This is a genomic window from Streptomyces sp. NPDC048416, from assembly GCF_043200435.1.
Classification (GTDB): Bacteria; Actinomycetota; Actinomycetes; order Streptomycetales; family Streptomycetaceae; genus Streptomyces.
Window position 1 is genome coordinate 323,498 of record NZ_JBICXU010000004.1, and the last position, 22,463, is coordinate 345,960.

At 71.6% G+C, this 22,463-nt stretch carries 12 protein-coding genes; 7 read left to right on the forward strand and 5 right to left on the reverse strand.

All coding sequences use genetic code 11. From position 1 onward, the window contains the following. Positions 1–34: 34 nt before the first annotated feature. Entirely contained in the window at positions 35–598 is a 564-nt protein-coding gene (locus ACGFW5_RS08070) for a GNAT family N-acetyltransferase (RefSeq protein WP_393833326.1), read from the reverse strand. Between the two features lie 189 nt (positions 599–787). On the opposite strand from ACGFW5_RS08070, the gene ACGFW5_RS08075 reads away from it, so the two are divergent. Beyond that, positions 788–1,945, forward strand: a complete 1,158-nt coding sequence (locus ACGFW5_RS08075) for a DUF1266 domain-containing protein (protein WP_393833327.1) — start codon at positions 788–790, stop codon at positions 1,943–1,945. Between the two features lie 39 nt (positions 1,946–1,984). Here the strand turns inward: ACGFW5_RS08075 and ACGFW5_RS08080 are convergent, their stop codons facing one another. Then, positions 1,985–2,491: a DinB family protein gene (locus tag ACGFW5_RS08080; RefSeq protein WP_393833328.1), complete on the reverse strand. Its 507-nt coding sequence runs from the start codon at positions 2,489–2,491 to the stop codon at positions 1,985–1,987. A 1,056-nt stretch (positions 2,492–3,547) separates the two neighbouring features. Next, complete coding sequence (locus ACGFW5_RS08085) at positions 3,548–5,077, reverse strand: MFS transporter (RefSeq protein ID WP_393833329.1); 1,530 nt, start codon at positions 5,075–5,077, stop codon at positions 3,548–3,550. Positions 5,078–5,191: 114 nt separating this feature from the next. On the opposite strand from ACGFW5_RS08085, the gene ACGFW5_RS08090 reads away from it, so the two are divergent. Further along, a complete protein-coding gene (locus ACGFW5_RS08090) occupies positions 5,192–6,100 on the forward strand; it encodes a TetR/AcrR family transcriptional regulator C-terminal domain-containing protein (protein ID WP_393833330.1) in 909 nt (302 codons plus the stop codon). A gap of 203 nt (positions 6,101–6,303) precedes the next feature. Beyond that, complete coding sequence (locus ACGFW5_RS08095; RefSeq protein ID WP_393833331.1) at positions 6,304–8,340, forward strand: M4 family metallopeptidase; 2,037 nt, start codon at positions 6,304–6,306, stop codon at positions 8,338–8,340. A gap of 140 nt (positions 8,341–8,480) precedes the next feature. Here the strand turns inward: ACGFW5_RS08095 and glgP are convergent, their stop codons facing one another. Beyond that, complete coding sequence (glgP, locus tag ACGFW5_RS08100; RefSeq protein ID WP_393833332.1) at positions 8,481–11,114, reverse strand: alpha-glucan family phosphorylase; 2,634 nt, start codon at positions 11,112–11,114, stop codon at positions 8,481–8,483. 366 nt (positions 11,115–11,480) lie between these two features. On the opposite strand from glgP, the gene ACGFW5_RS08105 reads away from it, so the two are divergent. From ACGFW5_RS08105 to glgB, 4 genes are all read left to right on the forward strand, one after another. Further along, on the forward strand, positions 11,481–13,580 hold the full coding sequence (locus tag ACGFW5_RS08105; RefSeq protein WP_393833333.1) for a maltotransferase domain-containing protein: 2,100 nt from the start codon (positions 11,481–11,483) through the stop codon (positions 13,578–13,580). Beyond that, positions 13,577–15,295 carry a maltose alpha-D-glucosyltransferase gene (gene treS, locus ACGFW5_RS08110; protein ID WP_393833334.1) on the forward strand — a complete coding sequence of 573 codons (1,719 nt, stop codon included), beginning with the start codon at positions 13,577–13,579 and terminating at the stop codon, positions 15,293–15,295. The genes ACGFW5_RS08105 and treS overlap by 4 nt, the downstream gene beginning before the upstream one ends. A gap of 141 nt (positions 15,296–15,436) precedes the next feature. Beyond that, on the forward strand, positions 15,437–16,807 hold the full coding sequence (locus ACGFW5_RS08115; protein ID WP_393833335.1) for a maltokinase: 1,371 nt from the start codon (positions 15,437–15,439) through the stop codon (positions 16,805–16,807). A 107-nt stretch (positions 16,808–16,914) separates the two neighbouring features. Beyond that, complete coding sequence (gene glgB / locus ACGFW5_RS08120) at positions 16,915–19,299, forward strand: 1,4-alpha-glucan branching enzyme (protein WP_393833336.1); 2,385 nt, start codon at positions 16,915–16,917, stop codon at positions 19,297–19,299. An 85-nt stretch (positions 19,300–19,384) separates the two neighbouring features. Here the strand turns inward: glgB and ACGFW5_RS08125 are convergent, their stop codons facing one another. Continuing rightward, positions 19,385–22,429, reverse strand: coding sequence for an alpha-mannosidase (locus tag ACGFW5_RS08125; protein WP_393833337.1), 3,045 nt, complete (start codon positions 22,427–22,429; stop codon positions 19,385–19,387). Between the last annotated feature and the right edge of the window lie 34 nt (positions 22,430–22,463).

Sequence of the window (22,463 nt, forward strand, 5' to 3'; positions counted from 1 at the left end):
GCGCCCGGAAGTCACGCCGGGCGCCGGGCCCCGGTCAGTGGCCCGGCGGGGGGCCGTCGTGCAGGATCCGCTGGAACAGCCGGTTGTCGCGCCATTCCCCGTCGATGTGCAGATAGCGCGGCGCCATGCCGATCGGGTCGAAGCCGTTCTTCTCCAGGACGCGTTGCGAGGCGTGGTTGTCGAGCAGCGTGCCGGCCTCGATGCGGTGCAGGCCGACGATGTCGCGGGCGATGGCACAGACTCGCGCCACGGCCGCGCCGGCCAGCCCTCGGCCCTGCTGGTCGGCGGCGACCCAGTACCCGAGCGACGCGCTGCGGAAGGGGCCGAGCACCACACCGGAGAGCGTGATGATGCCGATGACGGCGCCGTCCTTCTCCAACACCCAGGGCACGACACGCCCTTCCCGGAACTCCTCCACCTGCCCCTCGATCCGCTCGGCCTGGCCCCGGACGGTGAAGAAGCTCTCCGCGCGGCGGGGTTCCCACGGTCTCAGATGCTCGCGGTTCGCGAGCTGAGCGCGGTACAGCGCCTCCGCGTCGTCGGGGACGACGATCCGCAACTGGACGTCGTGGGGCAGCATTTCGGCGGGAATGTTCATCCGGGGACAGTAACCTTCCCGCGCCGCACGGCCTCTTCCGTGCCTCCCCCACGCCTCCCCCACGCCTCCCCGTCACCTCGCCTGTGCACCTGCCCGTCGCCTCGCCTGCGAGCTCGTCCGTCACCTCCCCTGTGCACTCGCCCATACCTGCCGCCGTGCCGCCCGGGACCGGTTTCGTAGGATCGGGACGTGGCAACGGCAACGGGGATCAGCTGGGCGGCGCCGACGGAGACGGAGTGGCTGCTGCACTCCGCGGGACTGCGCGGCGACGTGGAGGCGCAGCTACGGGTGCTGGCCCGTGAGGAGCTGTACATAGGGGCGCCGAAGGCGGACGTCGACGCGCGGCCCGACCTGGTCCACTGGCCCTCCTACCGCGACCCTTCGGGGTGGCTGTGCAAGCCGGTGCTCACCCGCGGGATGCTGCCGCCGTGGCATCCCGACTGGGTGTTCCACGACGTGTCTCTGGAGTGGATCGCCGACTTCGGCTGGCGCGGGCCGAACCAGCTGCTCGCGGTCAACGCCGGCACCCCCGCCCAGCTGTTCCTGCCCGCCGCGCCCGAGCACCGTGCGATGTGGCGTCGCGTCCACGAGGAGACCGAGCGCCCGCGCGGCGCCCGGCTGATCGCGCTGCGGCACGGCGCCCTGCACGGGCCGCTCGCCTACGGCCTGGCGTGCGGCGCGCATCTGGCGACCGGGAGCGGTGTGCCGTGGAACGAGGTCGGCACCGTCCACCACGGTTACGCCGGCCAGCTCGCAGCGCTGCGCTCATCGTGGAACATCACCGAACCCACGTCGTTCAGGCGTCAGTTGGACATTCTGCTCGACGCGCGCAACAGCCCGCCCGAGCCGGACTTCGTACTCGGTGTGCGCGAGGAGCTGCGCGCGGGCCTCGGTGAGCCGCCGCCGGCCGAGCTGTGGCGCGAGACCGCCGCGGGGCACGCCCAGGACATCGGGCTGGGTGACGCCACGGTCAGGCACGTCGAGGAGCTGGTGCGGCGCATCATCCGGTACGAGGCCCGGTTCCGCGCCGACGGACTGCTGGAGCCGGACGGCCGGGTGACCACCACCGTCGCCTACGACTACGCCCGCGCGGTGAACCTGGCCCGCTGCGGACTGGAGGCCCGGTTCTGCACCCCGCACGAGGCCGAGCAGGCGATCGTGTACGCGGGGGCGCTGAGCAAGTCGGCCCACCGCTCGTGGGAGGACTTCTCCGCCGGGTACGCGCTGGGGCGGGTGCTGCGCTTCGACGAGGAGTCCTACGGCCCCTTCTACCAGCAGAGCCTCGACGCGCACCGGGTCCTCACCGAGCACGAGGGCAGCCCGTGGCGGAACCTCCCCTGGCGCTGACCCGGGGCCCGGGGCCTGGGGCCTGGGGCCCGGCGGGGGTCAGGCGCCCACCGTGCCGTCGACGCCCTCGCGCAGCAGGTCGGCGTGGCCGTTGTGCCGGCCGTACTCCAGGATCATGTGCAGCATCACCATGCGCAGCGACACCTCCTCGTCCCAGCGCGGCTGGCGGCCCGCGAGGTCCAGGGACTCGGCAGCGCGCTCGATCCGGCGGGAGTGCTCGACCTCGGCCTCCCAGGCCGCGAACGCCTCGGCGCCGGTCGCCTCACTCGTGTCGTACGCCGCCTGGAAATCGACCGTGTCCGACCACACCATCGGGGCGTCTTTGTCCTCGAACACCCGGCGGAACCAGGCGCGTTCGACCTCGGCCATGTGGCGCACCAGGCCGAGCAGGGACAGCGTGGAGGGCGGCATCGACTCCCGCCGCAGCTCCTCATCGCCCAGCCCCTCGCACTTCATGGCCAGCGTGGCCCGGTGGTAGTCGAGGAAGGCACGCAGGGTTTCGCGCTCGGTGCCGAAGTGGGGTGGGCCTATGCGGTTGTCCGTCACCGGTGTGCTCCTCGCTGATACGGCGCTGGGCCCGACACCGTACCCCCACGCCGCGGCCGCCCCTCACCCGCCCGCCACCCTGAGCTGCCCCCGCCGCCGGGGACACCCCGTTGCCCTTCACCCGCCCACCGCCGCGGGCCGCTCGCGCCGTTCCCCGCGCCCCTGGGGACACCCCGACGCCCTTCGTCCGCCCACCGCCGTGGGCCGCTCGCGCAGTTCCCCGCGCCCCCGGAGGCACCCCGCCGCCCTTCGTCCGCCCGCCGCCATGGGCTGGTCGCGCAGTTCCCCGCGCCCCCGGGGACACTCCGATGCGCTTCGTCCGCCCGCCGCCGTGGGCTGGTCGCGCAGTTCCCCGCGCCCCTGAGCAGCACCGAGACACCCCGAACACCCAGCGACACCCACCCTCCCCTGGGGGGCGCCACCGCGACTGTCACCCGCCCGCCGCCCACGGCTGATCGCGCAGTTCCCCGCGCCCCCGGGGGCACCCCGATGCGCTTCGTCCGCCCACCGCCATGGGTTGCCCGCGCAGTTCCCCGCGCCCCTGAGCAGCACCGAGACACCCCGAACACCCAGCGACAGCCACCCTCCCCCTGGGGACCCACCGCGACTGTCACCCACCCGCCGCCCACGGCTGATCGCGCAGTTCCCCGCACCCCCGGGGACACCCCGCCGCCCTTCGTCCGCCCACCGCCGTGGGCCGCTCGCGCAGTTCCCCGCGCCCCCCGGGCAGCACCGAGGAACCCCGACAGCCCAGCAACACCCAGCCACACCCAGCGGCAGCCACCCTCCCCCTCGCCACCGCCACCCCAAGGGGCGCGAGGAACTGCGCGAGCAACCACGCCCAGCCCGCACCCAAAAACCAACCACCACCCCCCCCAAGGGGCGCGAGGAACTGCGCGAGCAACCACGCCCGACCCGCGCCCAAAAACCGACCACCGCCACCCCAAGGGGCGCGGGGAACTGCGCGGTCGGCCACGCTCAACTCGCGCTCGGACGACGACGGAGCCACCCCCGGTCCCCCAAGCCCCGGCGCCACAGGCAAGCGCTCCAAGGGGCCTACCTCCCTGGGGGAGTCAGCGAGGGCACCCTCTCGGATCGCCGCACCCGGAGCAGGCCCAGCGCCAGCGCCCCCGCCCCCGCCATCAACCCGGCCGCACAGAACGCCGCCAGATCCAGCCCCCGCGTAAACGCATCGAACGCCGTCGTCAGATCACGCCCCCGCGCCGACACCAGCGCCGCGCCCAGCGTCTCGCGGGCCGCGGCCGGCGCGTCGGCCATGCCGTGCCGGTAGACCGCCGCGCCGACCGACCCGAGGACCGCCATGCCGAGCGCGCCGCCCAGCTCCTGGCCGGACTCCAGGACGGCGGCCGCCGATCCGGCCCGCTCGGGCGGGGCCGCGCCGAGGGCGAGTTCGTTGGCGAGTGCCATCGCCGCGACGAGGCCCGACGTGTACACCGCACAGGCCGTGAGGGTGAACCACAGGGGCGAGTCCGTGCGGACCCGGGTCAGCGCGAGGAAGCCGCAGGCGGAGACGGCGAAGCCGACCGCCATGACGGTGCCCCGGTCGAAGCGCCGGGCGAGCGCCGCCCCGCTCGGCGCCCCCGCGAACGCCCCCGCCGCGGGCACGAGGCTCCACAGCGCCGCATCGAGGGGGCTCTTGCCCAGCACCGACTGGAGGTACTGGGTGAGGAACACCGCCATGCCCACGGTCGCCGCGATGGCGAAGAGGTTGGCGAGCACCGCGCCGCCGAAGGTGCGCCGGCGCAGCAGCTCCAGGTCGATCAGGGGGTGGGCGATCCTGGACTGGCGCCGCACGAAGACGTACAGGATCGCCAGTCCGGCGACCACAGCCAGGACCGACGTCAACGCGACGCCGTCGCGGGCGAGTTGCTTGACGCCCTGGATGACGGGGAGCAGTCCGGCGAGCGACAGCACCGCGCTCGGCCAGTCGAAGCGGCCGGCCACCGGTTGTTTCACCTCGGGCAGCAGCACGGGCGCGAGGATCAGCAGGAGGAGCATGGCGGGGAGGTTGATGAGGAACACCGAACCCCACCAGAAGTGTTCGAGCAGGGCTCCGCTGACGACGGGCCCGAAGGAGATGCCGACGGTCATGACGCCGGTCCAGGCGGTGACCGCCTGGGCGCGCTGCCTGTCGTCGTGGAAGAGGTTGCGGATCAGGGCCAGCGTGGACGGCATCAGGGCGGCGCCGCCGACGCCCAGCAAGGCCCGTACGGCGATGAGCAGTTGGGGCGAGTCCGCGTAGGCCGCGGCGACCGAGGCCACGCCGAAGACCGCCGCTCCCGCGAGCACGAGCCGGCGCCGGCCGATCCGGTCGCCGAGCGCGCCCATCGTGATGAGCAGACCGGCGAGCACGAACCCGTACATGTCGAGGATCCACAGCTGCTCGGTGGAGCTGGGTGCGATGTCCTCGCTGATAAACGGGATGGCGAAGTAGAGGATGGAGACGTCCATCGAGACGAGGAGCAGCGGCAGCATGAGGACGGCGAACGCGGTCCATTCCCTGCGTCCGGCACGCGGTGGGGCCGGGTCCGTGCGGCCCGCGAGGGGGCCGGTGATGGTGTTCATGGGGGGAGCGAAGCAGCGGGTCGCGTACGGCGCTACCGTCGACCTAGTGCACCCCTGAAAACGCCCTGGCACTGCGGGTGGAACGCCGTACGGTGCACTAGTACGCTGCCCGGCGTGACCGATCACGCGCCCTATCTCTCCATCGCCGCCGGGATCCGGCAGCGCATCGCTTCGGGCGAGCTGGCGCCCGGCGACCGGGTGCCCTCGACGCGGGCCGTCGTGCGCGAGAGCGGGGTGGCGATGGCGACCGCGACCAAGGCGCTCGCCGTGCTCGCGCGCGAGGGCCTGGTGCGGGTGGTGCCGGGCGTCGGCACGGTGGTCGCCGATGCCGTGCCGGCGCGCGGGCACGAGGGGGCGCCGCCTTTGAGCCGCGAGGCCGTCGTGGCCGCCGCGGTCCGCATCGCGGACGCCGAGGGGCTTGCCGGGCTCTCGATGCGGCGGGTCGCGGGCGAGCTGGGGGCCTCCACGATGGCGCTGTACCGGCATGTGCCGAGCAAGGGCGAGCTCGTACGGCTCATGACGGACGTGGGGTTCGCCGAGGCGGATCCGGGCCATCCCACGGGTGACTGGCGGGACCAACTCACGCACGCCTCACGGCGGTTGTGGGGCGCGTATCGCCGGCATCCCTGGATGGCGCGGGCGATGGCCTCCTTCATCCGGCCGGAGCCCATGCCCGAGGCGATGAAGTACACGGAGTCGGTGCTGCGGGCCCTGCGCGGCACGTCACTGGGCACGCACCAGGTGATGCTCGCGCATCTGACGCTCATCGCCTTCGTCCAAGGGCTGGGCCTCGCCATGGAGTTGGAGGGGCACGCGCTCCAGGACACCGGGGTCTCCAACGAGGAGTGGATGGACCAGAACGGGGGTCGGTTTGCGGCCATCGTGTCGAGCGGCCGCTACCCCGTCCTTGCCACCATCTTCGATCACGAGCCGTTCGAGATGGACTTGGACTCGCTCTTCGGTTTCGGGCTCGACCGACTTCTCGACGGCATCGCGGTGAGCATCCGCGAAACGTCCGCTTAACGAACGACGACCTTCGGACAACGGACGTTTTTCGGCCAACTTGTTGACGCGCTCCTGACACGGGTTCTCCACTGCTGGCACTCTTCCCCCGTTCCTCGCACACAGTTTTCACGCACATCATTTCGTTGCCGCACCTGCTCCGCTTTGCTCTGCCCGGCCGACCCCACCCAGTCGCCCGGATCCCCCTCGCAGAAGGAGTTCGCGTGAGATCCACGCATCGTCGTCGTGCCACCGCCACCGGCGCCCTGATCGCCGCAGCCGCCATGCTCAGCGTCGGCTTCCAGGCGGGAACCGCCAGCGCACACCCCGACGACTCCGCGTCCACCGCGGCCGTCAAGGCCCAGGCGGTACGCAACCCGGGCGCCCTGCCCGTGAGCCTCACCCCCTCCCAGCGCGCCGAGCTCATACGCCAGGCCACCGCCACCACGGCGACCACCGCCAAGGCACTCGGCCTGGGCGCGCAGGAAAAGCTCGTCGTCCACGACGTGGCCAAGGACCAGGACGGCACCGTCCACACCCGCTACGAGCGCACCTACCAGGGCCTGCCCGTCCTCGGCGGCGACCTGATGGTCGACACCGCGGCCGGCAAGACCAAGGGCGTCATCAAGGCGAACACCGCCCAGCTCCAGGGCGTTTCCACCGCCGCGCCCTCCAACGCCCCGGCCGCCGCCGCCACGCAGGCCCTCAAGGCCGCCAAGGCAGCCGGCTCGAAGGCGGACAAGGCCGACAGCGCCCGCAAGGTCATCTGGATGGTCAAGGGCGCGCCGACCCTCGCGTACGAGACGGTCGTGGGCGGGCTCCAGGACGACGGCACGCCGAACCAGCTGCACGTCATCACGGACGCCAAGACGGGCGCCAAGCTGCACCAGTGGCAGGGCATCGAGACCGGCGTGGGCAACACCCGCTACAGCGGGCAGGTCACCCTCGGCACCTCGCAGTCCGGGTCGAGCTACACGCTCAACGACACCGGCCGCGGCGGTCACAAGACCTACAACCTCAACCACGGGACGTCCGGGACGGGTTCGCTGTTCACCCAGTCCACCGACACCTGGGGTGACGGCACCAACGCCAACGCGGCCACCGCGGGCGCCGACGCCGCGTACGGCGCGGCCGAGACCTGGGACTTCTACAAGAACGTCTTCGGCCGCAGCGGCATCCGCGGCGACGGCGTCGCCGCCTACTCCCGCGTCCACTACGGCAACTCGTACGTGAACGCGTTCTGGGACGACAGCTGCTTCTGCATGACGTACGGCGACGGGTCCGGCAACAACGACCCGCTGACCGCGCTGGACGTGGCGGGCCACGAGATGTCGCACGGCGTCACGGCGGCCACCGCGGGCCTTGAGTACGCGGACGAGTCGGGCGGTCTGAACGAGGCCACCTCCGACATCATGGGCACCTCGGTGGAGTTCTACGCGAACAACTCCTCCGACCCGGGTGACTACCTCATCGGCGAGAAGATCGACATCAACGGTGACGGCACCCCGCTGCGCTACATGGACAAGCCCAGCAAGGACGGCGGCTCCGCGGACAGCTGGTACTCCGGTGTCGGCAACCTCGACGTGCACTACTCGTCGGGCCCGGCGAACCACTGGTTCTACCTGGCCTCCGAGGGCAGCGGCGCCAAGGTCATCAACGGCGTGAGCTACAACTCGCCGACCTCCGACGGTCTGCCGGTCACCGGCATCGGCCGCGACAAGGCCCAGCTCATCTGGTACAAGGCGCTGAGCACCAAGTTCAACTCCAGCACCGACTACGCGGGAGCCCGCGCCGGCACCATCGCCGCGGCGACCGAGCTGTACGGCGCGAACAGCGCCGAGGTCAACAACATCACCGACGCGTGGGCGGCCATCAACGTCGGCGCCCGGCACGGCGGCGGCACCGACCCCGGTGGCAAGGTCTTCGAGAACAGCGCGAGCGTGGCCATCCCGGACTACCCGGGCAACGCCATCAACGACCCGGTCACCGTCTCCGGCATCACGGGCAACGCGCCGAGCGCCCTCAAGGTCGGGGTGAAGATCACCCACACCTACATCGGTGACCTCCAGATCGACCTGGTGGCCCCGAACGGCAAGTCGTTCCGTCTGCAGAACTCGTCCTCGGACTCGACGGCGAACATGGACAAGACGTTCACCGTCAACGCCTCCAGTGTCGCGGCCAACGGCGTCTGGAAGCTGAAGGTCCAGGACAAGGGCCGGTACGACACCGGCACCGTCACGGACTTCAAGCTCAGCTTCTGAGCCCGTCCCTGACGAAACCGCCCCGCAGGCTCATTTTCTGACCAGGCGGCTGGCCGGAAAGTGAAGGTGCCCGGAGCCCCAGAGGCTCCGGGCACCGCCCATGTCCGCGCCCGGGCCGCGAGCCCGGGCGCGGACCGGACTCAGCGCATGAGCACGCCGGCGCCCTCCCCCGTCGCCTCCGTCGGGCCCGCCACCAGACCCAGCTCCGCGTGGGTCGCGAGGCAGCGGTGGGCCGGCAGCACGCGGACCGTGTAGCCGAACGGGCCGGTGCGGTCCAGGGCGAGGGGGCCCTCGTAGGTCCAGCGGCCCTCCAGGTCGGGGCCGCCCGCCGGTTTCAGCGGGAAGGTGGCCGCGTCCGCGATGGCGTCCGCCGTGTCCACCCGGCCGGCCACCGCCTGCACCTCGACGTCGTCGGGACCGAGGTCGCCCAGCGCCACCCGTACCCGCAGCGCCAGCGTGGAGCCGAGCTCCGCGGTGCCGTTCGGGGCGGCCGCCGCCGGGGCCACCGCCTCGACGTGCTCCACGGCGACCCGCGGCCAGGAGCCCCGCACCCGGGCCTTCCAGTGCGCGAGATCGCGCGCCGTGGACGGGTCGAGGGAGCGGTGGGCCGCCGCGGCCGGCGCGTACAGACGGGTCACATACTCCCGCACCATCCGTCCCGCGAGCACCTTGGGCCCCAGCTTGGTCAGGGTCTGGCGGACCATCTCGATCCAGCGGTCGGGCAGCCCCGAGGGGCCCCGGTCGTAGAAGCGGGGGGCGACCCGGTCCTCGATGAGGTCGTACAGGGCATTGGCCTCCAGCTCGTCGCGGCGGTCCTCGTCGGTCGCCGCGCCGTCCGCGGTCGGGATGGCCCAGCCGAAGTCCGGCTCGAACCATTCGTCCCACCAGCCGTCCAGGACGGACAGGTTGAGGCAGCCGTTGAGGGCCGCCTTCATCCCGCTCGTCCCGCACGCCTCCAGGGGGCGCAGCGGGTTGTTGAGCCACACGTCGCAGCCCGGGTACAGCTTCTGCGCCATCCGCATGCCGTAGTCCGGCAGGAACACGATGCGGTGGCGGACCCGTGGGTCGTCGGCGAACTTCACCAGTTCCTGCACGAGCCGTTTGCCGCCGTCGTCGGCGGGGTGCGCCTTGCCCGCGACGACGATCTGCACGGGCCTCGTCGGGTGCAGCAGCAGTTCCATCAGCCGGTCGCGGTCGCGCAGCATCAGCGTGAGGCGTTTGTAGGAGGGCACCCGCCGGGCGAAGCCGATGGTGAGCACGTCGGGGCTCAACACCGAGTCGATCCAGCCGAGTTCGGCCGAGCCCGCGCCGCGCTGGCGCCAGGAGGCGCGCAGCCGTTCCCGGGTCTCGTGGACCAGCTGTTCGCGCAGTTCCCTGCGCAGTTCCCAGATCTCGCCGTCGGGGATGCCGGTGACCGCGTCCCACCGGTCGGAGCCGCCGGTGGTCAGCGCGTCCTCGGTGCGGCCCGCGCCGATCTGGCGGGCGCCGAGCCGGAAGACCTCGGGCGCCACCCAGGTGGGGGCGTGCACGCCGTTGGTGACGGAGGTGATCGGCACCTCCTGGGGGTCGAATCCCGGCCAGAGCCCCGCGAACATGTCCCGGCTGACGGCGCCGTGCAGGGTGGAGACGCCGTTGGCGCGCTGGGCGAGGCGCAGCCCCATCACGGCCATGTTGAAGCGGTTCGGCTCGCCGCCGGGGTAGGTCTCCATGCCGAGGTGGAGGATCTTCTCGACGTCCACGCCGGGCAGTTCGCCGTCGTCGCCCAGGTGGCGGGCGACCAGCTCCCGGTCGAAGCGGTCGATTCCGGCCGGCACCGGGGTGTGGGTGGTGAACACCGTGCCGGCCCGCACCGATTCCAGCGCCGCGTCGAATTCCAGCCCATCGCCCGCGAGTTCACGGATGCGTTCGAGCCCGAGGAACCCGGCGTGGCCCTCGTTGGTGTGGAACACCTCGGGCGCCGGGTGCCCGGTGAGGCGGCAGTACGTCCGTACCGCGCGTACTCCGCCGATGCCGAGCAGCATCTCCTGGAGCAGCCGGTGCTCGCTGCCGCCGCCGTACAGGCGGTCGGTGACGTCGCGTTCGCCCGGGCCGTTCTCCTCGACGTCCGAGTCGAGCATGAGCAGCGGCACCCGGCCGACCCTCGCCTGCCAGACGGCGGCGTGCAGTGCGCGGCCGCCGGGGAGCGCGAGGGCGACCTTGGCGGGGGTGCCGTCCGCCTCCCGCAGGAGTGAGACGGGCAGCTCGTTGGGGTCGAGCAGGGGGTAGTGCTCCTGCTGCCAGCCCTCGCGCGAGAGCGACTGGCGGAAGTATCCGTGCCGGTAGAGGAGGCCGACCCCGATGAGCGGTACGCCGAGGTCGCTGGCGGACTTGAGATGGTCGCCCGCGAGGATGCCGAGGCCGCCGGAGTACTGCGGCAGGGCGGCGGTGACACCGAACTCGGGCGAGAAGTAGGCGATGGCGGACGGGAGTTCACCGCTCTGGTCCTGGTACCAGCGGTGGCCGTGCAGATAGTCGTCGAGGTCGTCGGCGGCAGCGGTGAGCCTGCGCAGGAAGCGGCGGTCCTGGGCGAGCGAGTCGAGCCGGGCGGCGCTGACGGACCCGAGCAGCCGGACGGGGTCCTCACCCGCCGCCCGCCAGCCGTCGGGATCCACGAACTGGAAGAGGTCTCGGGTCTCCGCATGCCAGGACCAGCGCAGATTGCGCGCGAGATCGCTGAGCGGACGAAGGGCGTCGGGCAGGACGGGGCGCACGGTGAATCGACGGATTGCCTTCACGCTTCCACCTTCGCAGGGGACGTACGGAGTGGGGCGGCCACACCGCGATGTGCGCCCCTCCTTCACTCCCGAAGGTAGTGCCGGTGCGCCCCGGGCCACGACTGTGCCCCGCGGTCCGGCCTGTCCGATTCCAGGTGGGGGCGGCGCGCCCGGCCGTTCCCTGAAAGGGCGTCACCTCACGTGCGGGCGGGCAAAGTTTGGATCGTTGTCGGCCAAAGGACGGGCGGATTCCTTGTCCGAACCATTACGCGCAGGTAGTTAACAAACAGCCGGAATGCCCACCCGTACACCGTGGAAGGCTCACTCGGTACGCCTTCCCGCAGTCTTTCCCGCACGCCATTCGAGTGAACGCGGACAGGAGCGGCCATGCCCGCAGCCGGTCAGTCGCCAGGGGAACAGATAAAAAGGACAGAATCCCGCAAACGCGGCAAACCATACCAATCATCCACAGGTGAGCCCGTGATCCCGAACCCGTCCATCGGCCGCATCCCCGTGCTCGACGTGCGCCCCGCCGTCGAGTGCGGCACAAGGCCCGCGAAGGCGGTGGCCGGGGAGAGCTTCCAGGTGACCGCCACCGTGTTCCGTGAAGGCCATGACGCCGTGGCCGCCAACGTCGTGCTGCGTGACCCGGGAGGCCGCCGCCGGCCCTTCACCCCGATGCGCGAACTCGCTCCCGGCACCGACCGGTGGGGCGCCGATGTCACCCCGACCTCCGAAGGCCTGTGGACGTTCACCGTCGAGGCGTGGGGCGACCCGCTCACGACCTGGCGCCACAACGCCCGCATCAAGATCCCGGCCGGCCTGGACACCGAGCTCGTCCTCGCGGAGGGCGCCGCGCTGTACGAGCGGGCCGCGGCCGGGGTGCCGAAGGCGAAGGGGCGGCGCGAGGCGGTCCTGGCCGTGGTGGACGCCCTGCGCGACACGAGCCGCTCCCCCGCGGCCCGGCTCGCCGCCGCCCTGGCCCCACCGGCCGGCGCGGCCCTCGCGGCGTACCCGCTGCGCGACCTCGTGACCTGCTCGGCGCCGATGCCGCTGCTCGTGGAACGCCGGCGCGCCCTGTACGGCTCCTGGTACGAGCTGTTCCCGCGCTCCGAGGGCGCCGTGGTCACCGGCGAGGGCCCGCCAGTCTCCGGCACCTTCCGCACCGCCGCCGCGCGGCTGCCCGCGGTGGCCGCCATGGGCTTCGACGTCGTCTACCTGCCACCGGTCCACCCCATCGGAACCACCTACCGCAAAGGGCCCGACAACAGCCTGGAGGCCGGGCGTTGGGACGTCGGCGTGCCCTGGGCGATCGGCTCGGCCGAGGGCGGCCACGACGCCGTCCACTCCGATCTGGGCACCCTCGACGACTTCGACGACTTCGTGGCCGCCGCCCGCGACCTGCGTCTGGAGGTGGCCCTCGACTTCGCCCTCCAGTGCTCTCCCGACCACCCCTGGGTCGACAAGCACCCCGAGTGGTTCCACCACCGGGTGGACGGGACGATCGCGTACGCCGAGAACCCGCCGAAGAAGTACCAGGACATCTACCCGATCGCCTTCGACCGGGACATGCCGGGTCTGATCGAGGAGACCGTACGGCTGCTGCGGTTCTGGATGGGGCACGGCGTACGGATCTTCCGCGTCGACAACCCCCACACCAAGCCGGTGGTGTTCTGGGAGAAGGTCATCGCCGAGATCAACGGCACCGACCCGGACGTGATCTTCCTGGCCGAGGCGTTCACCCGGCCCGCGATGATGCGCACCCTCGCCACGATCGGCTTCCAGCAGTCGTACACGTACTTCACCTGGCGCACCGGCAAGCAGGAGCTCACCGAGTACGTCACGGAGCTGGCGACCGAGACCGCGCCCTACATGCGGCCCAACTTCTTCGTGAACACCCCGGACATCCTGCACGGCTACCTCCAGGACGGCGGCCGCCCCGCCTTCGAGGTGCGGGCCGTGCTCGCCGCGACGCTCTCCCCGTCCTGGGGCGTCTACGCCGGATACGAGCTGTGCGAGAACGTCCCCGCCAAGCCGGGAAGTGAGGAGTACCTGCACTCGGAGAAGTACCAGCTGCGTCCGCGCGACTGGGAGGCGGCCGAACGCGAGGGCCGTTCCATCGCTCCGCTGATCACCGCGCTCAACCGCATCAGGCGCCGCCAGCCGGCCCTGCGGCAGCTGCGCTCGGTCCACTTCCACGACACCGACAACGACGCGTTGATCGCGTACAGCAAGCGCTCAGGATCGAACACTGTTGTGGTGGTCGCCAACCTCGACCCCCACCACACCCAGGAGGCCACGGTCTCGTTGGACATGCCGGAACTCGGCCTCGCATGGGACGAGTCCTTCCCGGTGCGCGACGAGCTCACCGGAGAGACCTACCACTGGGGCAGGGCCAACTACGTGCGCCTTGAACCGGGCCGAGCACCCGCGCACATCCTGGTCCTGCGACCGTCCCCGCCGATCGGAGGGTCACCCACACCATGATCGTCAATGAGCCCGTCCACGACACGTTCGAGGACACCCCCGCCAAGGACCGCGACCCCGAGTGGTTCAAGCGCGCCGTGTTCTACGAGGTGCTCGTGCGGTCCTTCCAGGACAGCAACGGCGACGGCGTCGGGGATCTCAAGGGCATCACCGCCAAGCTGGACTATCTGCAATGGCTGGGCGTCGACTGCCTCTGGCTGCCGCCGTTCTTCAAGTCCCCGCTGCGCGACGGCGGCTACGACGTCTCGGACTACACCGCCGTCCTGCCCGAGTTCGGCGACCTGGCCGACTTCGTGGAGTTCGTGGACGCCGCCCACCAGCGCGGCATGCGCGTGATCATCGACTTCGTCATGAACCACACGAGCGACCAGCACGAGTGGTTCCAGGAGTCGCGCCGGGACCCGGACGGCCCGTACGGCGACTACTACGTCTGGGCCGACGACGACAAGCAGTACCAGGACGCCCGGATCATCTTCGTCGACACCGAGACGTCCAACTGGACCTTCGACCCGGTCCGCAAGCAGTACTACTGGCACCGCTTCTTCTCCCACCAGCCGGACCTCAACTACGAGAACCCGGCCGTGCAGGAGGAGATCGTCTCCGCGCTGCGCTTCTGGCTCGATCTCGGTATCGACGGCTTCCGCCTCGACGCGGTGCCCTACCTGTACCAGGAGGAGGGAACCAACTGCGAAAACCTTCCGGCAACGCATGAATTCCTCAAGCGGGTACGCGCCGAGATCGACGCGAGCTACCCGGACACGGTGCTGCTCGCCGAGGCCAACCAGTGGCCCGAGGACGTCGTCGACTACTTCGGCGACTTCACCAAGGGCGGCGACGAGTGCCACATGGCGTTCCACTTCCCGGTGATGCCGCGCATCTTCATGGCGGTGCGGCGCGAGTCCCGCTACCCCGTCTCGGAAATCCTCGCCAAGACCCCGGCGATCCCGAAGAACGCCCAGTGGGGCATCTTCCTGCGCAACCACGACGAGCTCACCCTCGAAATGGTCACGGACGAAGAGCGCGACTACATGTACGCCGAGTACGCCAAGGATCCCCGGATGCGCGCCAACATCGGCATCCGGCGCCGCCTCGCCTCGCTGCTCGACAACGACCGCAACCAGATCGAGCTGTTCACCGCGCTGCTGCTCTCGCTGCCCGGCTCGCCGATCCTGTACTACGGCGACGAGATCGGGATGGGCGACAACATCTGGCTCGGCGACCGTGACGCGGTGCGCACCCCGATGCAGTGGACGCCCGACCGCAACGCCGGGTTCTCCTCCTGCGACCCGGGCCGGCTCTTCCTGCCCACGATCATGGACCCCGTCTACGGCTACCAGGTGACCAACGTCGAGGCGTCCATGGCCTCGCCGTCCTCGCTGCTGCACTGGACGCGGCGGATGATCGAGATCCGTAAGCAGAACCACGCCTTCGGGCTCGGCTCGTACACCGAGCTGGCCTCCTCCAACCCGGCCGTCCTGGCGTTCCTGCGCGAACACGGCGACGACCTGGTGCTGTGCGTGCACAACTTCTCGCGCTTCCCCCAGCCCACCGAGCTGGACCTGCGCGCGTTCAACGGGATGCACCCGGTGGAGCTGATCGGCGGGGTGCGCTTCCCGGCGATCGGCGAGTTGCCGTATCTGCTCACCCTGGCGGGCCACGGCTTCTACTGGTTCCGGCTGCGCAAGGACCCCACCCCGCCCCCCGCAGCCCTGTGACCGGGGCCCGGGCGGAGCGGTTTCCAGCGCTCCGCCCGGGGCACTCTGAACCCCGGACCCCGCGCGCCGCCGGACAGCTTCTGTTGCAATCCGGGACACTCTGCGCAACTCGATGTGTGCCCGGGGAAAGGATGCGCCGCCATGCCGAAGGCCGCACCGCCCCGTACGACCGGCCTCCCACTCACCAGGCTGCTGACCTCACTCGCACCCCTGCTGCACGAATGGCTGCCACGGCAGCGCTGGTTCGCGGGAAAGGGGCGGCCCGTCACGGACTTCGCGCTGCTCACCGCGACGGAGCTGCTGCCCGGCTTCCTGCATCTGCTCGTCCGCACCGAACACGCCGCACCGCCCGCCCCGAGCAACCCGCCAAGGGCGCAGCCCGCCGACTGCTACCAGCTCCTCGTCGGGGTGCGCGACCAGTTGCCGCCCCGTCTCGCGCCCGCCCTGATCGGCCGGGCGAGCCAGGGCCCGCTGGCCGGACGCACCGTGTACGACGCCCTCCAGGACCCGCAGTCCGCCGCCCTGCTCCTGGAGCGGCTGCGCAACCCGGGCACGGTGGGCCCGCTCTGTTTCGAACGCGACCCCGAGGTCACCGTGGCGCCCAATCTCGCGCCGCGCATGCTCGGCGTGGAGCAGTCCAACTCCTCGCTGGTGTACGGAGATACGTTCATTCTCAAGGTGTTCCGGCGGGTGCAGCCCGGCGTCAATCCGGACCTGGAGCTGCCGTGGGCCCTGGCCCGCCAGGGCTGCGAGAGGGTGCCCGCCCCCGCCGCCTGGTTCCGGACCTCGCAGCCCCAGGAGACGACACTCGGGGTGCTCCAGCCGTTCCTGCGCGGCGCCGACGACGGCTGGACCCTCGCGCTCGCCTCGCTCGCGGACGGACGCCCCTTCACCGAGGAGGCGTACGAACTGGGGCGGGCCACCGCCGATGTGCACCTGGCGCTCGCCGACGCCTTCCCGGCCGTCTCCCTCGGCCGCCCGCAGACCGCGCTGATCGCGGACGCGATGACCGAGCGCCTCGACGCCACCGCCCAGGCCGTGCCCGCGCTCGCGCCCTACGTCCCGGGGCTGCGGGCCGCCTTCGACGCGGTCGCCGCGCTCGACACGGCGGGCACGGCCCAGCGTGTCCACGGCGACCTCCACCTCGGCCAGGCCCTGCGGGCCGGCGAAGGGCCCTGGTCGGTGATCGACTTCGAGGGCGAGCCGAGCCGCCCGCTCGCCGAGCGCCGCCGCCCGCAGCCCCCGGTGCGTGACGTCGCCGGCATGCTGCGTTCCTTCGACTACGCCTCCTGTTCCGCCCGCCCGAACAACCCCCGCTGGGCCGAGGACTGCCGGGCCGCGTACTGCTCGGGCTACGCGGCGCGCTCGGGCCGCGACCCGCGTGACTCGCCCGAGCTGCTGCGCGCGTACGAGACCGACAAGGCGGTGTACGAAGTGCTCTACGAAGCCCGGCACCGCCCCGACTGGCTGCCCGTGCCGATGGCGGCGATCGACCGCCTGGCCGGTTCCTAGGGGGTGTCTGGTGGACCAGGGCCGGGGGCGCGACGTCTGGCACGGCACTTCGCGGCGTTGCCCAAACGCCCCGATAGCTCCGCTACAAGCCGTTCCGGCGCCTTGCGATGCACCGCACCAGACGCCGCGCCCTGACCGACCCTGATCCACCAGAATCCCCACCCACCCGCGCACGACGCCCCGAGGAGGCAGACCCCGTGACCCCCCGCCCCGCCCGCAACTCCTCTGAACCCGCCCCCCGCACCGCCCAGACAGCGGCCCCGGCGGCCAAGGCCGCCAAGACGCCCCCCGCGCCGCGCCGGCCCGCGAGCCGCGGTGTACGGCCCGCGCCCGCCCTCAGCGCCGCGGACCGGGGGCGCCTGCTCGCGGGCGGACACCACGACCCGCACTACATGCTCGGCGCGCACCTGGTGCGCGGCGGGGTGGCGATCCGTGCCCTGCGCCCCTACGCGCAGGCCGTGACCGTGCTCGGCAAGGGGCTGCGGGCCGAGCTGCACGACGACGGCGACGGCCTGTTCTCCGGGGTGCTGCCGCTGCGTACGGTCCCGGACTACACGCTGCTCGTCACCTATGACGACAACGAGATCGAGGTGCAGGACCCGTACCGCTTCCTGCCTTCGCTCGGCGACCTCGATCTGCACCTGATCGGCGAGGGCCGGCACGAGGAGCTGTGGACGGCGCTAGGCGCCCGCCCGATGGTCCACCAGGGCGTCACGGGAACCCGCTTCACGGTGTGGGCGCCGAACGCCCAGGGGGTCAGGGTCACCGGCGACTTCACGTACTGGGACGGCACCGCGCACCCCATGCGCTCCCTCGGCTCGACCGGCGTGTGGGAGCTGTTCCTGCCCGGCGTCGGCGACGGGGCGCTGTACAAGTTCGACATCATGCGCCCCGACGGCAGCCACACCCTGCGGGCCGACCCGATGGCGCGACGCACCGAGGTGCCGCCCGCCAACGCCTCGATCGTCACGGAGTCGCACCACATCTGGCGCGACGACGACTGGATGGCGCGCCGCGCCACGCGTCCGGTGCACGAGGCGCCGTTCTCGGTGTACGAGGTCCACCTGGCCTCGTGGCGCCCGCGCCTGACCTACCGCCAGCTTGCCGATCAACTCCCGGCGTACGTCAAGGACTTGGGCTTCACCCATGTGGAGTTCCTGCCGGTGTCCGAGCATCCCTTCGGCGGCTCCTGGGGCTACCAGGTCACCGGCTTCTACGCCCCGACGTCCCGGATGGGCACCCCCGACGACTTCCGCTTCCTGGTCGACGCGCTGCACGAGGCGGGCATCGGCGTGATCGTGGACTGGGTGCCGGCGCACTTCCCCAAGGACGACTGGGCGCTCGCGGAGTTCGACGGGCGCACCCTGTACGAGCACGAGGACCCGCTGCGCGCCGAGCACCCCGACTGGGGCACCCTCGAATTCGACTACGGCCGCAAGGAGGTCCGCAATTTCCTGGTCGCCAACGCCACGTACTGGTGCGAGGAGTTCCACGTCGACGGGCTCCGCGTCGACGCGGTCGCCTCGATGCTCTACCTGGACTACTCGCGCGAGGACGGCGAGTGGAACCCCAATGAGCACGGCGGCCGCGAGAACCTGGACGCGGTGGCCTTCCTCCAGGAGATGAACGCCACGGTCTACCGGCGCTGCCCGGGCGTGGTGACCATCGCCGAGGAGTCCACCGCCTGGGACGGCGTGACCCGGCCCACCGACCACGGCGGCCTCGGCTTCGGCCTGAAGTGGAACATGGGCTGGATGCACGACTCGCTCGGCTACGTCCAGCACGAGCCGGTGCACCGCAAGTACCACCACAGCGAGATGACGTTCTCCATGGTGTACGCGTACAGCGAGAACTATGTGCTGCCGATCTCGCACGACGAGGTGGTCCACGGCAAGCGGGCCCTGGTGTCGAAGATGCCCGGCGACTGGTGGCAGCAGCGCGCCACCCACCGCGCCTATCTGGGCTTCATGTGGGCCCACCCCGGCAAGCAACTCCTCTTCATGGGGCAGGAGTTCGCGCAGGGCGCCGAGTGGTCCGAGGAGCACGGCCCCGACTGGTGGCTGCTCGACCCCTCCTACAGCGCCGAGCCGGACCACCGGGGCGTACGCGACCTGGTGCGCGACCTGAACCGCGCCTACGCGCGGGAGCCCGCCCTGTGGGAGCGCGACACGGACCCGGCGGGCTTCTCGTGGCTGGCGGGCGACGCGGCGGAGGACAACGTCTTCGCGTTCCTGCGCCACGACGCCTCGGGCTCACCGCTCCTGTCCGTGTCCAACTTCTCGCCGGTGGTCCGGGCGGAGTACCGCCTGGGCGTGCCGGAGACGGTCTCCGCCTGGCAGGAGACCCTGAACACGGACGAGGCCCGCTACGGCGGAGGCGGGGTGGGCAACCCCGACCCCCTCAAGCCCGACGCGACCCCGTCCCACGGCCGCCCCGTCTCCCTCAACCTGACCCTGCCGCCGCTGGCCACCGTCTGGTTCCGGCCGGTGTGAGGCCGCCGGCTGTCGTGTCCCGGCCGGCCCGTGGCGGGTCGGCCGGGACACGACGGCCGCATCGGAGCGCGACGGCCGCATCGGTTCACGACCGCCGGAATCGCAGCGTCCGCAGTTCGAAGGGGCGCAGGGCGACCTCGACCGCGCCATCCGTCGACTCGGCCTCGGACAAAGGACGTTCGAGCAGGTCCGTCACCGTGACACTGTGCGCCGTGAAGCCGGGCGTGAGGGTCGCCCTTGCCCGCCCGCCGCACGCCTCGTGGAAGCGGACCACCACGTCGCCGCTTGTGTCGTCCGCGAGTTTCACCGCCGTCACCACGACCGCGTCGTTGTCGACCACCACCAGGGGGGCGACCGGGCCGGCTCCGGGCAGGGTCCGCTCGGGCAGGTTCACCCCGTACCCCTCGCGCACCGCGTCGCCGATCGTCGCGCCCGGCACGAGGCTGTGGCGGAAGCGGTGCGGGCCCTGGTCGGTCTCGGGGTCCGGGAAGCGGGGGGCGCGCAGCAGCGAGACGCGCAGGGTGGTCGTCGTGCCCGCGTCGTCGCGCACCGTACGGGTCACGTCGTGGCCGTACGTCGAGTCGGTGACCAGGGCCACGCCCCAGCCCGGCTCCTCCAGATGCACGAAGCGGTGGTTGCACGCCTCGAACTTGGCGGACTCCCAGCTCGTGTTGGTGTGTGTGGCGCGGTAGAAGTGGCCGAACTGCGTCTCGGAGGCGTACCGCTCCGCGTGCACGTCCAGCGGGAAGGCCAGCTTCAGGAACTTCTCCGTCTCGTGCCAGTCCACCTCCGTGACGATGTCCAGGCGCGGGGCCCCGGGTGCGAGGGTGAGCCGCTGGGTCACCCTGGACGCGCCGAACGAGCGCACCACCCGCACCGATGCGCCCTCTTCCGCGGCCACTTCGTCCGCCTCGACCAGGTCCGTCACCGTGTTGCGGTAGAAGGCGTCGACGTCCCACGCGTCCCACATGTTCGGGAAGTCGGGGTGGATCTGGAGCAGGTTCGCCGGGCGGTCGGGCGCGATCGACTCCCGGCCGGCGACCCTGTCGTACGCCGACACGACCAGGCCCCGCCCGTCGATCTCCACCCTCAGCCGCCCGTTGGACAGGACGAAACCGCCGTCCGGGCGGGCAAAGAGCCCGGCCTCCTCGTCCCCGGCCGGCGCCGCCGCGCCGCCCGCCGCCACCCCGCCCCGCGTGTGCGGGGTCGCGTTGAACACCAGGGGCTCGGCGCCCTCCCCCGCCAGTGCGCGCTGCGCGCTGTCGATGAGGGCGGTCAGCTCGGCGGCCACCATCGCGTACGTCTTCTCGGCCTCGCGGTGCACCCACGCGATCGACGAGCCGGGGAGGATGTCGTGGAACTGGTGGAGCAGGACCGTCTTCCAGATGCGGTCGAGGTCGGCGTAGGGGTAGGCGAATCCGTCGACCCGCACGGCCGCCGTCGCCGACCACAACTCCGCCTCCCGCAGCAGGTGTTCGCTCCTGCGGTTGCCCTGCTTGGTCTTCGCCTGGCTGGTGAGCGTGGCCCGGTGCAGTTCCAGGTACAGCTCGCCCACCCACACCGGCGGATCGGCGTACTCGGCCTGCGCCTTCGTGAAGAACTCGGCCGGCGTCTCCCACACGACCCGCGCGCTGCCTTCCAGGTCCCGCAGCCGCGCCGCCTTCGCGATCATCTCGCGGGTGGTGCCGCCGCCCCCGTCGCCCCAGCCGGTCGGCGCGAGCGAGTGCCGGGCGACGCCCTTGTCCTTGAAGTTCTTGGCCGCGTGCGCGATCTCGCTGCCCTTCATGGCGCAGTTGTAGGTGTCGACCGGCGGGAAGTGGGTGAAGATCCGGGTGCCGTCGATGCCCTCCCACTGGAAGGTGTGGTGCGGGAACTTGTTGGTCTGGGACCACGAGATCTTCTGGGTCAGCAGCCACTTGGAGCCGGCCGCCTTGATGATCTGCGGAAGGCCCGCGGCGAAGCCGAACGTGTCGGGCAGCCACGCCTCGTCGTTGTCCACGCCGAACTCGTCGATGAAGAACCGCTTTCCGTGCACGAACTGGCGGGCCATCGCCTCCGAGCCCGGCATGTTGGTGTCGGCCTCCACCCACATGCCGCCGGCCGGCACGAACCGGCCGTCGGCGACCGCCTTGACGACCTTCGCCCACACCTCGGGCCGGTGCTCCTTGATCCACGCCCACTGCTGGGCCTGCGACATGGCGAAGACGAACTCGGGCTCGTCGTCCAGGAGCGCGGTCATGTTGGACGTCGTACGCGCCACCTTGCGCACCGTCTCGCGCAGCGGCCACAGCCACGCCGAGTCGATATGGGCGTGGCCGATCGCGCTGATCCGGTGCGCCGAGGGCTCGGCGGGGGACGACAGGACCCCGGTCAGCTCCGAACGCGCCGCGCCCGCCGTGCCGTTGACGTCCTGGAGGTCGAGTGCGTCAAGGGCGCGGTCGACGGCCCGCAGGATGTCCCAGCGCCGCCCCGACTCGACGGGCAGCTCGTGCATGAGCTCGCCCAGCACCTCCAGGTCGATGACCAGGCGCCACACCGTCTCGTCGAAGACCGCCAGATCCATCCGGGCCAGCGTGTAGAGCGGGTCGCTGTGCGAGGTCTCGATGTCACCGAGCCGGGTCGGCAGGAAGGGGTGGTAGTCGAGCAGGACCGGGTTGGACGCGGCCTCGATGTGCAGGCGCACCTCCTCGCCGCCGTCGACCGGGGCGCCGATACGCACCCACTGGTTGCGCGGGTTGAGGCCCTTCACCGGGGTGCCGTCGGGCCGGTAGACCAGGCCCTCGCACTGGAAGCCCGGCATGTTCTCGTCGAAGCCGAGATCGAGGATCGCCTCGACGGACCGGCCCGCCCACTCCTCGGGCACCCGCCCGGTCACCCGGAACCAGCTGGTCCCCCACGGGGCGCCCCACCGGTCGCCGACCGCGACCGGCGTCACATCGGCCGCGATGCCTTCCTCGACCGGCACCGTTCCCCAGGCCTTCGACTCCGTCCGATCGGGGGAGGCCCCGATCCTGGGCGCCACCCACACGGCGACGTCCAGCGGCACCGACTCGGGGTACACGGCCGGGCGGACGCGCTCGTCGAGAACGCGCTTGAGGCGGGCTTCGACCAGGCCGCGGTCATCATGCATGGGGGGTGCTCCGTTCGGAATGGGGTGGGACTGC

Coding starts and splice junctions, on each gene's coding strand:
- ACGFW5_RS08070 (WP_393833326.1), bottom strand. CDS start 598: ATGAACATTCCCGCCGAAATGCTGCCCCACGACGTCCAGTTGCGGATC.
- ACGFW5_RS08085 (WP_393833329.1), bottom strand. CDS start 5,077: ATGAACACCATCACCGGCCCCCTCGCGGGCCGCACGGACCCGGCCCCA.
- treS (WP_393833334.1), top strand. CDS start 13,577: ATGATCGTCAATGAGCCCGTCCACGACACGTTCGAGGACACCCCCGCC.
- ACGFW5_RS08105 (WP_393833333.1), top strand. CDS start 11,481: ATGCCCGCAGCCGGTCAGTCGCCAGGGGAACAGATAAAAAGGACAGAA.
- ACGFW5_RS08115 (WP_393833335.1), top strand. CDS start 15,437: ATGCCGAAGGCCGCACCGCCCCGTACGACCGGCCTCCCACTCACCAGG.
- glgB (WP_393833336.1), top strand. CDS start 16,915: ATGCACCGCACCAGACGCCGCGCCCTGACCGACCCTGATCCACCAGAA.
- ACGFW5_RS08125 (WP_393833337.1), bottom strand. CDS start 22,429: ATGCATGATGACCGCGGCCTGGTCGAAGCCCGCCTCAAGCGCGTTCTC.